At 66.8% G+C, this 13,832-nt stretch carries 9 protein-coding genes and 2 tRNA genes; 7 read left to right on the forward strand and 4 right to left on the reverse strand.

Going from position 1 to position 13,832, the window contains the following annotated elements:
• The first annotated feature begins 40 nt into the window (after positions 1-40).
• The 6 genes from clpP (at position 41) to BSE24067_RS13300 (ending at position 7,387) form a co-directional block, all read left to right on the forward strand.
• On the forward strand, positions 41-694 hold the full coding sequence (clpP, locus tag BSE24067_RS13275; RefSeq protein WP_006496351.1) for an ATP-dependent Clp endopeptidase proteolytic subunit ClpP: 654 nt from the start codon (positions 41-43) through the stop codon (positions 692-694).
• A 164-nt stretch (positions 695-858) separates the two neighbouring features.
• Positions 859-2,130, forward strand: coding sequence for an ATP-dependent Clp protease ATP-binding subunit ClpX (gene clpX, locus BSE24067_RS13280; RefSeq protein WP_006489345.1), 1,272 nt, complete (start codon positions 859-861; stop codon positions 2,128-2,130).
• A 197-nt stretch (positions 2,131-2,327) separates the two neighbouring features.
• Complete coding sequence (gene lon / locus BSE24067_RS13285) at positions 2,328-4,751, forward strand: endopeptidase La (RefSeq protein WP_011549610.1); 2,424 nt, start codon at positions 2,328-2,330, stop codon at positions 4,749-4,751.
• Between the two features lie 217 nt (positions 4,752-4,968).
• Positions 4,969-5,044, forward strand: a tRNA-Val gene (locus BSE24067_RS13290).
• Positions 5,045-5,067: 23 nt separating this feature from the next.
• Positions 5,068-5,144: transfer RNA gene (locus BSE24067_RS13295), tRNA-Asp, on the forward strand.
• 308 nt (positions 5,145-5,452) lie between these two features.
• Positions 5,453-7,387, forward strand: a complete 1,935-nt coding sequence (locus tag BSE24067_RS13300) for a SurA N-terminal domain-containing protein (protein ID WP_151064390.1) — start codon at positions 5,453-5,455, stop codon at positions 7,385-7,387.
• Positions 7,388-7,477: 90 nt separating this feature from the next.
• On the opposite strand, the gene BSE24067_RS13305 is transcribed toward BSE24067_RS13300, so the two are convergent.
• Entirely contained in the window at positions 7,478-8,152 is a 675-nt protein-coding gene (locus tag BSE24067_RS13305) for an arylesterase (protein ID WP_151064391.1), read from the reverse strand.
• On the opposite strand from BSE24067_RS13305, the gene BSE24067_RS13310 reads away from it, so the two are divergent.
• Positions 8,151-8,852, forward strand: coding sequence for an ABC transporter ATP-binding protein (locus BSE24067_RS13310; RefSeq protein ID WP_151064392.1), 702 nt, complete (start codon positions 8,151-8,153; stop codon positions 8,850-8,852). The two genes, BSE24067_RS13305 and BSE24067_RS13310, sit on opposite strands and share 2 nt — an antisense overlap.
• Before the next feature lie 75 nt (positions 8,853-8,927).
• Here BSE24067_RS13310 and pgi read toward each other — a convergent pair whose 3' ends face one another.
• From pgi to BSE24067_RS13325, 3 genes are all read right to left on the reverse strand, one after another.
• Positions 8,928-10,550 (reverse strand): glucose-6-phosphate isomerase, encoded by a 1,623-nt coding sequence (gene pgi / locus BSE24067_RS13315; protein WP_151064393.1) that lies wholly within the window; start codon positions 10,548-10,550, stop codon positions 8,928-8,930.
• Between the two features lie 111 nt (positions 10,551-10,661).
• On the reverse strand, positions 10,662-12,206 hold the full coding sequence (locus BSE24067_RS13320; RefSeq protein ID WP_174904777.1) for an NAD(P)H-hydrate dehydratase: 1,545 nt from the start codon (positions 12,204-12,206) through the stop codon (positions 10,662-10,664).
• Positions 12,207-12,257: 51 nt separating this feature from the next.
• Positions 12,258-13,565 (reverse strand): FAD-dependent oxidoreductase, encoded by a 1,308-nt coding sequence (locus BSE24067_RS13325; protein WP_151068777.1) that lies wholly within the window; start codon positions 13,563-13,565, stop codon positions 12,258-12,260.
• Positions 13,566-13,832 lie beyond the last annotated feature (267 nt).

Genomic DNA, 13,832 nt, shown 5'->3' on the forward strand with positions numbered 1-13,832 from the left:
TTCCCTCCGTTCAATTTTCCATTCGAACAAGGTTCATTGAATGATCACTCGCGCTGAATTGCTGGACATGCTTGCTTCGAACGCGCCGCAGGGTTTCGAGGCGCAAGCGCTGGGGCTGGTGCCGATCGTCGTCGAAACGAGCGGCCGCGGCGAGCGTTCGTACGATATCTATTCGCGTCTCCTGAAGGAGCGCCTGGTGTTCATGGTCGGCGAAGTGAACGACCAGACCGCCAACCTCGTGGTTGCGCAATTGCTGTTCCTCGAGAGCGAGAATCCCGACAAGGACATCAGCCTCTACATCAACAGCCCGGGCGGCTCGGTGTCGGCGGGGATGGCGATCTACGACACGATGCAGTTCATCAAGCCGGACGTATCGACGCTGTGCATGGGCCTCGCGGCCAGCATGGGCGCGTTCCTGCTCGCGTCGGGCGCGAAGGGCAAGCGCTTCGCGCTGCCGAATTCGCGCGTGATGATTCACCAGCCGCTGGGCGGCGCGCGCGGCCAGGCGTCCGACATCGAGATCCAGGCACGCGAGATCCTCTACCTGAAGGAACGGTTGAACAACCTGCTCGCGCAGCACACGGGCCAGGACGTCGAGCGCATCGCGCGCGACACCGACCGTGATAACTTCATGTCGAGCGAGGACGCGAAGGCGTACGGGCTGATCGATCAGGTGCTGTTGAAGCGCCCGTGAGCTTAAGTGGGGTGCCGCCCCGATTCGCGCGGCGCCCCGGCAATGTCCCGAGTGCCCTGAGCATCTGCGGCAAGCGCATCCAGCCGGCTCCGGTCGCGCCCTAGGCGCGGCGTTCGGAGCAATCGGCGTATCATGTCATTTACCTGTCCGGAGGCTCTACATTCATGGCGGACAAAAAAGGTTCGAACAGCGAGAAGCTGTTGTATTGCTCGTTTTGCGGTAAGAGCCAGCATGAGGTGAAGAAACTCATCGCGGGCCCGTCGGTGTTCATCTGCGATGAATGCATCGACCTCTGCAACGAGATCATTCGCGACGAGGCGGCTGCCGCCGGCGTCGAGGCCAGCCTGTCCCGGTCCGATCTGCCGAGCCCGCAGGAAATTCGCGACATCCTCGATCAGTACGTGATCGGCCAGGAGCGCGCGAAGAAGATCCTCGCGGTGGCCGTGTACAACCACTACAAGCGCCTGAAGCATCTCGACAAGAAGGACGACGTCGAGCTGTCGAAGAGCAACATCCTGCTGATCGGCCCGACGGGTTCCGGCAAGACGCTGCTCGCGCAGACGCTCGCGCGGTTGCTCAACGTGCCGTTCGTGATCGCCGACGCGACGACGCTGACCGAAGCCGGCTACGTCGGCGAGGACGTCGAGAACATCATCCAGAAGCTGTTGCAGAACTGCAACTACGAGGTCGACAAGGCGCAGCGCGGGATCGTCTACATCGACGAAATTGACAAGATCAGCCGCAAGTCGGACAACCCGTCGATCACGCGCGACGTGTCGGGCGAGGGCGTCCAGCAGGCACTGCTGAAGCTCGTCGAAGGCACGATGGCGTCGGTGCCGCCGCAGGGCGGCCGCAAGCACCCGAACCAGGATTTCATCCAGGTCGACACGACGAACATTCTGTTCATCTGCGGCGGCGCGTTCGACGGCCTCGAGAAGGTGATTACCGATCGCACGGAAAAGACGGGCATCGGCTTCGGCGCGACGGTCAAGAGCAAGCAGGAGCGCGACGCGGGCGAAGTGCTGCGCGAAACGGAACCGGAAGACCTGATCAAATTCGGTCTGATCCCCGAATTGATCGGCCGTCTGCCGGTGGTCGCGACGCTCGGCAAGCTCGATGAAGCCGCGCTGATGAAGATTCTCGTCGAGCCGAAAAACGCGCTCGTCAAGCAATATCACAAGCTGTTCGCGATGGAGCGCGTCGAGCTGGAAATCCGGCCGGGCGCGTTGCAGGCAGTCGCCCGCAAGGCGATCCGCCGCAAGACCGGCGCGCGCGGCTTGCGTTCGATCATCGAACAGGCATTGCTCGACGTGATGTACGAGCTGCCGACGATGAAAGGGGTCAGCAAGGTCATCATTGACGAGAACGTCATCGATGGCGACGGCAAACCCCTGCTGATCTATGAGGACACGCCGAAGGTGGCGGGTTCGAACTGACCGGCTTGCCGACGATGTTCTGCGAAAAAGGCCGTTCATGAGTCCGTGGGCGGCTTTTTTTCGTTTATCTTGTGGGTAACTCTGACTCGACACGCGGTGGTTACTTTCTTACCGAATATTTCCCGCACTTGAAGGCTTGCAATTCGTTGTGGCGGCCTCAATTACCGAACAATTGATTCCACTCATGGGGAAATGAAATGTCAGGCACCCAACTTCTCCCGCCGGAACGCATCACGCTCCCGCTGCTGCCGCTGCGGGACGTCGTCGTTTTCCCGCACATGGTGATTCCGCTCTTCGTGGGCCGGCCGAAATCGATCAAGGCCCTCGAAGCAGCGATGGAAGGCGGCAAGCACATCATGCTCGTCGCCCAGAAGACCGCGGCCAAGGACGAACCGACCGAAAAGGACATGTACGAGGTCGGTTGTATCGCCAACATTCTGCAGATGCTGAAGCTGCCGGACGGCACCGTGAAGGTGCTCGTCGAGGGCCTGCAGCGCGCGAAGGCATTGTCGATCGAAGAACAGGAGACGCAATTCTCCTGCGAGGTGATGCCGCTCGAGCCCGATCACGCCGACAGCGCTGAAACCGAAGCGCTGCGCCGCGCGATCGTGTCGCAGTTCGATCAGTACGTGAAGCTGAACAAGAAGATCCCGCCGGAGATTCTCACGTCGCTGTCGGGCATCGACGAAGCAGGCCGCCTCGCCGACATGATCGCCGAGCGCCTGCCGCTGAAGCTCGACCAGAAGCAGCACATCCTCGAGATGTTCCCGGTCATCGAGCGCCTCGAGCATCTGCTCGCGCAGCTCGAAGCCGAGATCGACATCCTGCAGGTCGAAAAGCGCATCCGCGGGCGCGTGAAGCGCCAGATGGAAAAGAGCCAGCGCGAGTACTACCTGAACGAACAGGTCAAGGCGATCCAGAAGGAACTGGGCGAAGGCGAAGAGGGCGCGGATCTCGAGGAACTCGAGAAGCGCATCAACGCCGCGCGCATGCCGAAGGAAGCGAAGAAGAAGGCCGATGCCGAGCTGAAGAAGCTCAAGCTGATGTCGCCGATGTCTGCTGAAGCGACCGTCGTGCGCAACTACATCGACACGCTGATCGGCCTGCCGTGGCGCAAGAAGAGCAAGGTCAACAACGACCTGTCGAACGCCGAGCAGGTGCTCGACGAGGATCACTTCGGCCTCGAGAAGGTGAAGGAACGCATTCTCGAGTACCTCGCGGTGCAACAGCGCGTGGACAAGGTCAAGGCGCCGATCCTGTGCCTGGTCGGGCCGCCGGGCGTCGGCAAGACGTCGCTCGGGCAGTCGATCGCTCGTGCGACGAACCGCAAGTTCGTCCGGATGGCGCTCGGCGGCGTGCGCGACGAAGCCGAGATTCGCGGTCACCGCCGTACGTACATCGGGTCGATGCCGGGCAAGATCCTGCAGAGTCTCGCGAAGGTCGGCGTGCGCAATCCGCTCTTCCTGCTCGACGAAGTCGACAAGATGGGCATGGATTTCCGCGGCGATCCGTCGTCGGCGCTGCTCGAAGTGCTCGATCCGGAACAGAACCATACGTTCGCCGACCACTACATCGAAGTCGACTTCGACCTGTCGGACGTGATGTTCGTCGCGACGTCGAACTCGCTGAACATCCCGCCGCCGCTGCTCGACCGGATGGAAGTGATTCGTCTGTCGGGCTACACGGAAGACGAGAAGGTCAGCATCGCGCAGCGTTACCTGCTGCCGAAGCAGAAGAAGAACAACGGTCTGAAGGACGGCGAGATCGAGGTCACCGAGCAGGCGATCCGCGACATCATCCGCTACTACACGCGCGAAGCCGGTGTGCGTTCGCTCGAGCGGGAAGTGTCGAAGATCTGCCGCAAGGTCGTGAAGATGCTGCTGCTGAAGAAGGCATCGGGTGCGATCAAGGTCGACGGCGAAAACCTCGATACGTTCCTCGGCGTGCGCAAGTACGACTTCGGCCTCGCGGCGAAGGAAAACCAGGTCGGTCAGGTGACGGGCCTCGCGTGGACGGAAGTCGGCGGCGATCTGCTGACGATCGAAGCTGCGGTGATGCCGGGCAAGGGCAACGTGATTCGCACGGGTTCGCTCGGCGACGTGATGAAGGAGTCGGTCGAGGCCGCACGTTCGGTCGTGCGCTCGCGTTCGCGGCGTCTGGGCATCAAGGACGAAGCGTTCGAGAAGCAGGACATCCACATCCACGTGCCGGAAGGCGCGACGCCGAAGGACGGTCCGTCCGCCGGCGGTGCGATGACGACCGCGCTGGTGTCGGTGCTGACGGGCATTCCCGTGCGCGCCGATGTCGCGATGACGGGCGAGATCACGTTGCGTGGCGAAGTGCTGCCGATCGGCGGGCTGAAGGAAAAGCTGCTGGCGGCGCATCGCGGCGGCATCAAGCTCGTGCTGATCCCGGAAGAGAACGTGAAGGATCTCGCGGACATTCCGGACAACGTGAAGAACGCGATCGAGATCGTGCCGGTCCGCTGGATCGACAAGGTGCTCGAACTCGCGCTCGAACGTTCGCCGACGCCGCTGCCGCCGGAAGAAGAGGCGAAGGCTGCGGCACCGGTCGGCGAGGCGGCGAAGGATGCCGGCTCGACGGAAGTGGTCAAGCACTGAGAGCCTGAACGCCGTCGCTGACGGTTGTTCACGAAAACCCGCGGCGTGTCCGCGGGTTTTTTTATGTGCGTCCAGACTCGGTGTTCTCGCGTGTTCGGCGGCGCGTTAAAAAATTTTCGTGTGCGGGCTTGGCAAATTGATCGGGGATGAATTAAACTTGCGGGCTCGCTGGTTGTTGATGCCGAAACGCAGATCGCAGCCAGAACGAATCGGAAACGGGTGCTTAGCTCAGCTGGTAGAGCGGCGCCCTTACAAGGCGTAGGTCGGGGGTTCGAACCCCTCAGCACCCACCAGTTTCACGATTCAGCCAGACCAAGGAGCGGTAGTTCAGTCGGTTAGAATACCGGCCTGTCACGCCGGGGGTCGCGGGTTCGAGTCCCGTCCGCTCCGCCAGAAAATGAAGAAGCCCGCCTTGTGCGGGCTTCTTCATTTGTATCGTTCGTTGCGCTCGCCAGCGAGCGCGTGACCGCGGAGTGGAGGAAGCCGCCTGCCCGGCTTCCGGCGGGACTCGAAGGGTTGCGCGTGCACGCGCAACCGCGGCCTGCGGGATGTAGGCGAGTCCCGTCCGCTCCGCCAGAAAATGAAGAAGCCCGCCTCGTGCGGGCTTTTTCATTTGCGTCGCGGGTTGCGCACCCGCGTTTTTTCCCGTCCCACCCCGTATGTTGTAATATCGGTCGTTTTGTCCAATTTTCCCGTCACGCATGCTCGATTTCTTCCGTAATCACCAGCGCCTGATGATGGCGCTCCTGCTCCTGATCGTATTGCCGGGGCTGGGTTTTGTCGGGATTCAAGGTTTCCGCGGCTTCTTCGACGACAGCGCGAACGTCGCGGCGGTCAACGGGCACAAGATCACGCGGGTCGAATTCGACGGCGCGTTCCGCCAGCAGATCGATCAGGCGCGTCAGGCGCTCGGCGGGCAGTTCGACATCAAGATGTTCGATACGCCCGAGCACCGCAAGCAAGTGCTCGACGGGCTGATCCAGCAACGCGTGCTGGCCGACGAGACGCAACGCCTGCACCTGACCGCATCCGACAACGCGGTGCGCGACGCGCTGATGAGCGATCCGATGATCGCGTCGCTGAAGAAGCCCGACGGCACGATCGACGTCGCACGCTATGCGCAGCTGCTGTCGTTCCAGGGCATGACGCCCGAGCAGTACCAGGAGCGCGTGCGCTACAGCCTCGCGCTGCAGCAGATTCCGGCGAGCATCGTGTCGAGCGCCTTCACGCCGAAGGGTCCGGCCCAACGCCTGTCGGAACTCGCCGCCCAGCAGCGCGAAGTGCAGGCGCTCGTGCTGAAGACGAGCGACTACGCGGCGAAGGTGCAGCCGACCGACGCGCAACTCGCCGCGTACTATGACGCGCACAAGCAGAGCTTCGCGACGCCGGAAACCGCGACGATCCAGTATCTCGTCTATTCGCCGGCCGCCGCCGCCGCGAGCGCGCAGCCGACCGATGCCGACATCAAGAAGTTCTACGACGACAACCCGACGCACTTCCGTTCGGAAGCGCAGGTGCGCGTGAGCCACATCTTCATCGCCGCGGCGAGCGACGCGAGCGCTGCCGACAAGGCGGCAGCGAAGGCCAAGGCGGAGCAGCTGCTGGCTGACGTGAAGGCGCATCCTGACCAGTTCGCGCAGATCGCGCAGAAGAACTCGCAGGACGCGCCTTCGGCAGCGAAGGGTGGCGATCTGGGCTTCATCACGCGCGGCTCGACCGCGGGCGGCAAGGCGTTCGACGATGCCGCGTTCGCGCTGAAGCAGGGCGACGTGAGCGGGGTCGTGCAATCGGATCTCGGCTTCCACATCCTGAAGGCGACGGAAGTGAAGCCGTCCGTGGTGAAGCCGTTCGCGGACGTGAAGGACCAGATCGCGGCGGACCTGAAGCAGCAATACGCGGCGAAGGCATTCTCGGACAACGCGGAAGGCTTCACGTCGACCGTGTATGAGAAGGCGAAGTCGCTGCAGCCGGCTGCCGACAAGTACAAGCTGACGATCCAGACGGCCACCGTCACGCCGACGCCGAATCCGCAGCTGCCGCCGACGAGCCCGCTGAACAATCCGAAGTTCCTCGCGGCCGTGTTCGCGAGCGACTCGGTGAAGAACCAGAACAACACGCAGGCGATCGACGTGGGCAACAATACGCTGATCTCGGCGCGCGTGACCGACTACAAGCCGGCTGCGGTGCCGGCGCTCGATACGATCAAGGACGCGGTGCGTCAGAAGGTCGTCGCCGAGCAGGCCGCGGCACTCGCGAAGAAGGACGGCGCGGCGAAGCTGGCCGAACTGCAGAAATCGAAGTCGACCGACGGCTTCGCGGCCGCGCAGAAGGTATCGCGCACGCAGTCGCAAGGGCTGACGCCGGCGGCACTGAGCGCCGTCTACAAGGTCGATGCGAAGACGCTGCCGGCCTACGTCGGTGTCGATCTCGGCGCGGACGGCTATGCGATCTATCGCGTGAACGCGGTGATCGCCGGTACGGCCGTCGACCCGCAGCAGCTCGCGGCCGCGCAGCAGCAAATGGCGCAGGTCGAAGCGCAAAGCGAAGGCGAAGCGTATCTGGCTGCGCTGCGCGACCGCTCGAAGGTGAAGCTGTACGGCACCACGCAGAGCCAGTCGCAGGATGGCGGCAACTGAGCACGGCCTCGCATCCGGTTTCGTCCGCAACGACAGAAAGCCCCGCTCGACGCGGGGCTTTCTGTTTTCCGGGCGGCGCGAGGCGCGACGTCAGCCGCGCGGCTTGCCGAGCAGCGGCTTCAGCGCCGGCCAGACGTTGTCGAGCAGCACGCGCTGCGCCTGTTGCGCGGGATGCATCTGATCCGACTGGAACATCTCCGGCTTGTTTTCGATGCCGGCCAGCAGGAACGGCACGAGCGGCACGCCGAGTTCCTTCGACAGCCGCGTATAGACCGCGTGGAATTTCTGCGTGTAGTCGGGCCCGTAGTTCGGCGGCACGTACATGCCGACCAGCACGACCTGCGCGTGCGCGTTGCGCGCGGCGGCGATGATGTTGCGCAGGTTCCGTTCGGTCGTCGCGAGCGGCACGCCGCGCAGCGCATCGTTCGCGCCGAGCTCGACGACGACGATCGACGGCTTGAGCCGTTGCAGCACCGCAGGGAGGCGCGCGCGGCCGCCGCTCGTGGTGTCGCCGCTGACGCTCGCGTTCGCGACGCTATAATCGATTCGCTCGGCCGCGAGCCGCTGCCGCAGCAGTGCCACCCAGCCTGTGTCGCGCGGCAGCCCGTATTCGGCCGACAAGCTGTCGCCGAGCACGACGAGCGCGGGTTGGCCTGATGCCGGTGCCGCCGGCGCCGCCGCGCGTGCGGGCATGCTCGCTGCGAGCACGGTCCCCAGCAATGCGGCGAGCGCCGCACGTCTTTTCCAGCGGAATGTCGTGTCCATGTTCAAGATTACCGATCCGATCATCGAAGTCCATCACGTATGCAAGCGGGTTGCCGATGCAACGGGCGAGCTGACGATCCTCGACGGCATCTCGTTCGCCGTGCGGGCCGGCAGCAGCCTCGCGATCGTCGGTGCATCCGGGTCCGGCAAATCGACGCTGCTCGGCCTGCTTGCCGGGTTGGACAGCGCGACGAGCGGCACGGTTCGCGTGCTCGGCCGCGCGCTCGATCAGCTCGACGAAGACGAGCGGGCCGCGCTGCGCAACGGGGCGGTCGGGTTCGTGTTCCAGTCGTTTCAACTGATGCCGCATTTGACGGCGCTCGAGAACGTGATGCTGCCGCTCGAACTGCAAGGCGGCATCAGTGCGCGCGAAGCGGCCGATCGTGCGCGCGCGCTGCTCGTGCAGGTCGGCCTCGGCGAACGCACCGCGCATTATCCGAAGCTGCTGTCGGGCGGCGAGCAGCAGCGCGTCGCGCTCGCGCGCGCGTTCGTCACGCATCCGGCGATCCTGTTCGCCGACGAACCGACCGGCAGCCTCGACGCGGCGACCGGTCATGCGGTCATCGACCTGATGTTCGAGTTGAACCGCACGCACGGCGCGACGCTGGTGCTCGTCACGCACGACGCCGAGCTCGCACGGCGCTGCGCGACGACGATCACGATCGACGCCGGACGCATCGTCGCCCCGCAAGCGGTGTAGCGCGACACGAAATCTCTGTGCCGGTCGCAGGGCGCGCAAGTCGCCCCGTGCGGCCGGCCTCTGCGCGGGGCCGCGTCAGCGCTTGAGCGCCGCGCGGGCGCGCTCGATCAGCGCGGTCGTCGACGAATCGTGCTTCGCCGGATCGACCGACTCGGCCGACAGGTCCGCTTCGACGACCTTGCCGAGAATCTTGCCGAGCTCGACACCCCACTGGTCGAACGGATTGATGTCCCACACCGTGGCCTGCACCAGCACCTTGTGCTCGTAGAGCGCGATCAGCGCGCCGAGCGTGCGCGGCGTCAGCGCGTCCACCAGCAGCGTCGTCGTCGGGCGGTTGCCGGGGAACGTCAGGTGCGGCGCGAGCGCTTCCTTGCCGGGGCCGGCGACCTTGCGCGCTTCGTCGAGCGTGCGGCCGAGCATCAGCGCTTCGCTCTGTGCGAAGCAGTTCGCGAGCAACTTCGGGTGATGGCTGGCGAGCGGATGCTCGGGCGTCAGCACCGCGATGAAGTCGATCGGCACGATCGTCGGGCCCTGGTGCAGCATCTGGAAAAACGCGTGCTGGCCGTTGGTGCCCGGCTCGCCCCATGTGACGGCCGACGTCGGATAGTCGACGAACGTGCCGTCGAGCCGCGCGGACTTGCCGTTGCTTTCCATCTCGAGCTGCTGCAGGTACGACGGCAGGTAGTGCAGCGCTTCCGAATACGGCGCGACGAGATAGCTTTGCGAGCCGAAGAAGTTGCGATACCAGATGCCGATCAGGCCGAGCAGCACCGGCAGGTTGCGCTCGAGCGGCGCTTCGCGGAAATGGCTGTCCATGTCGTTCGCGCCGGCGAGCAGTTCGTCGAACTGCTCGGGCCCGATCGCGATCATGATCGACAGGCCGACCGCCGACCACAGCGAATAGCGGCCGCCGACCCAGTCCCACATTTCGAACACGTTGTCGGCCGCGATGCCGAACTTCACGACTTCGGCAGGATTCGCCGACACGCCGACGAAGTGCTTCGCGAGTGCCTCCTCCGGGCACCCGCGTGCGACGAACCAGTCGCGCAGCGAGCGTGCATTCGTCATCGTCTCGAGCGTCGTGAAGGTCTTCGACACGATGATCGCGAGCGTTTCCTCCGGATCGACCTGCTCGAGCACGCGCGCGAGGTCGGCGCCGTCGACGTTCGACACGAAGTGGGTCGAAATCTCCGGTGTCGCGACGTGGTGCAGCGCGTGCGTGACCATTTTCGGGCCGAGATCCGAACCGCCGATGCCGATGTTGATCACGTGGCGGATGCGCTTGCCGGTGTAACCGGTCCACGTGCCGCCGCGCACCGCGCGCGCGAAGGTCGCCATCTTCGCGCGCTCGGCGCTGACCTGCGCATGGAACGGCGCGTTCGGGTCGGTCGCGCGCAGCGCAGTGTGCAGCGCGGCGCGGCCTTCGGTCGGGTTGACGATCTCGCCGGCGAACATCGCGTCGCGGCGCGCTTCGACGCCCGCTTCGCGGGCCAGCTGCATGAGCAGGCGCACCGTGTCGTCGTTGATGCGGTTCTTCGAGAAGTCTGCCGCGAGGCCGCCGCCGGAGATCGTGAAGCGTTCGGCTCGGGTCGGCGCGCGGTCGTTTTCCGGCGCGAACCAGTCGCGCAGCCGCGCATGGCGGATCTGTTCGAAGTGGGATTGAAGGGCAGTCCAGGCGGGGAGCGAATTCAGCGTCATGGCGGTTCGAGTGAAGCGTGAATCGGGAGGAATGCCGCGCCGGCGCACCGTGATCGGAAGGCCGGCGGACGAGCGGGCCCGCCGTGCGGCGGGGCACTCAGTATAGCGGCGTTATATGTCGGCGCGCGGCGACGGGTAAAAAAGGCGATTGATCAGCGTGCGCACCATCGGCGCAAGTTCGCCCGCGGTGAGGCCGGCCGGTCCCGTGCCGTTCGCGGTCAGCGTGTCGGCCGCGAGGCCGTGCAGGTAGACGCCCGCGAGCGCGGCTTCGTACGGCGCGACGCGCTGCGCGAGCAATGCGCCGATCAGCCCGCCGAGCACGTCGCCGGTGCCGCCGGTCGCGAGCGCGGCGTTGCCGGTCGGGTTGATCGTCAGGCGGCCGTCGGGCGCGGCAATCACCGTGCCCGAGCCCTTCAGCACGACGATGCTCGCGTAGCGCTCGGCGAGCGTGCGGGCAGCGGCCAGGCGATCATGCTGTACGGCCGCGGTGTCGCAGCCGAGCAGACGCGCGGCCTCGAGCGGATGCGGCGTCAGCACGCATGCGTGGCCGCGCGTGCCGCGTGCGGCGACGGCGGCCGCGAGGTCGGCGTGCGTGGCGACGAGGTTCAGCGCATCGGCGTCGAGCAGCGTCGCGATGTCGTGCGCGAGCACGTCCCGCACGAGCGCCGCCGCGGCGTCGCGCGTGCCGAGGCCGCAGCCGGCCGCGATCGCGGACATTGCGTCGAGCGGCAAGCTGCCGGCCGGATGCAGCATCAGCTCGGGAAACGGCGGGTCGTACGGCGGCGCGCCGGTGCCGAGAAAGCCGACATGGACCTTCCCGGCGCCCGCGAACAGCGCGGCGCGCGCGGCGAGGATCGGCGCGCCGCACATGCCGGTGTCGCCGCCGAGCACCGCGACGCTGCCGAACGTGCCCTTGTGCGACGCGAACGCGCGCGCGGGCAATGCGGCGGCGAACCGTGCGGGCGCGTTCAGCACGACGGCAGGCGCGGCGGGCGGCGCGACGTCGAGCGATGCGATGTCGATGTGGCCTGCGAGGTCGCGGCCGTCGCCGGTGTAGAGACCGGGCTTCGCGCCGATGAACGTGAGCGTGTGCGTGGCGGCGACCGCGACGCCCGCGCCGACGATCCGGCCCGTATCGCTGTCCAGTCCGCTCGGCACGTCGAGCGCGAGTACGCGGCCGCCGCTTCGCGCATGCGCGGCGATGCGCGCGGCCAGCTCGGCGAACGGGCCGTCGAGCGCGCGGCCGAGACCGATGCCGAACAGTCCGTCGACCACCCACGCATAATCGTCGAGCGACGCGGGCGGCTCGGCGGACAGCGGCACGCCGGCCGCGCGAGCAAGCCCGAGCGCCCATTGCGCATCGTCGGGCTTGACCGGCACCGGCATCCACGCGTGTGTGGCCACGCCGAGCTGCTGCAGCTGCGCGGCGGCCACGAGCGCATCGCCGCCGTTGTCGCCGGGGCCGACCGCGAACCAGACCGGGCGATCGTCGCCGGCCACGCGCTCGGACAGCCAGCGCGCGGTCGCGGTGCCCGCGCGGCCCATCAGCGTGTGCGGCGGCAGTTCGGCGGTCGCGGCGGCCTCGGCCGCGCGCAGGTCGGCGACGCGCAGCAGCGCGAGCGGGGCGGAATCGGGAAGCGGGCGGGCGTTCGTCATCGCGGAATCATGGCGGCGGGAAGGGAGCCGCGCCGGCCGCGCCCGCGGCGGTCAGGTCGCGAAGCGCGCGGCGCCGAGCGCGGCCAGCGTGTCGGCAGGCCACTGCTGCGTGTCGCCGCCGACGTAATCGGTCACCACTCTAGCAGAGCCGCATGCAAGCCCCCAACCAGCCGGGCCATGGCCGAAATTGACGAACACGCGCGGATGCGGGGTCGGACCGACGACCGGCAGGCCGTCCGGCGACAGCAACTGCGTGCCCTGCCACGACAACGCGGCGGAAATCTTCGCCGCGCCGGGCACCCAGTCGTGCACGGCCTGGCCGAGCAGCGCGAGCGCGGCCTCGGACAAAGCCTCGGGCAGCGCCTTCGCGGTATCGGCGACGCTCTGCAGCACCGCGCCGCCGCCGATGCGCAGCCGCTGATGCGTGCGGGTGATCGAGATCCGCTTGATCGAATCGACGACGCTCAGGTGCGGCGCATGTTCTTCGTACGCCACGGGCGCGGTCAGCGTATGGGTGCGCACCGGATGCAGCGGCAGACGCCAGCCGAGCCGCTCCAGCAGCGGCAGGCTGCCGGCGCCGGCCGCGACCACGATTGCATCGGCCGAAATCACGTCGACCTCGCGCGCGTTCGCCGCGTGCCGGCCGTCGGCGGCCGGCGGCGCGAGCTCGACCGCCGCTCGGCCGTTGTCGACGCGGATCGCGGCGACATCCGCGCCGAAGCGGAACTGCACGCCGTGCTCGTCGAGCACCTGCCTGACCAGCTTCGCGAACAGCGGGCAGTTGCCGGTGCGTTCGGCCTCGAGCAGCACGCCGCCGGCGAAGCCGGGCTCGGCGGGCACCGACGGCTCAAGCGCCGCGCATTCGTCGGCGGTGAGCACGCGGTACGGCTGGTCGAGCGTGCGCAGCAGGTCGAGCGACGGCTGCAGCGCGTCCCAGTCGCGCGGGTCGCGCACGACGTGCAGGATCCCGGCTTTCTGCTCGAATTCGAGCTCGAAGCGCGCCTCGATGTCCGCGAGGATCTCGCGCGATGCATCGATCAGCGGGCGCAGCCGCGCGTACTGGGCGACGAAGGCGTCGGGCTCGCGCAGCGCGGCGAGCTGCTTGACGAAGCGGCGCACGCCGCCGTTGAAGCCCGGCTTGTACACGATCCCGGTGTCGCGCGGCAGTCGCTGGCGCATGAAGGTCGGGCCGAACCAGACGTCGAGCGGGCTCGGCAGCAGCGTGCCGCCGTCGCCGTAGGTCGCGCCCTGCGCGACGGTTGCGTGGCGTTCGACCACGCACACGCGATGGCCGGCCGCGCGCAGCTGGTAGGCGGTGGCGACGCCGCTGATTCCGCCGCCGATGACGATGACATCCATGGATTGCTTCGATGACGGACGGCGCGCGCCGCCCGGTGAGAATTCGCTGACGGGCCGCCGGCCCGGTGAACCGCGAATGATAGCGCCAAAATCGCGCCGGCCGGCGTCGCGCTTCCATCCGGTTGCGCCGTCGTGCCGCCGTCGTGCGTCACCGCCGGGCGGGCGTGCGCGGCGGCGGTTCCCGGCGCGGCGCGCCACCGGCAGAGCGGTCGGCCATCGTGGAGGCGGGCGCCAGCCGCGCGGCCGGCCACGCTGCACCGTCGCGGT

This window comes from Burkholderia latens, assembly GCF_902499045.1.
Taxonomy (GTDB): domain Bacteria; phylum Pseudomonadota; class Gammaproteobacteria; order Burkholderiales; family Burkholderiaceae; genus Burkholderia; species Burkholderia latens.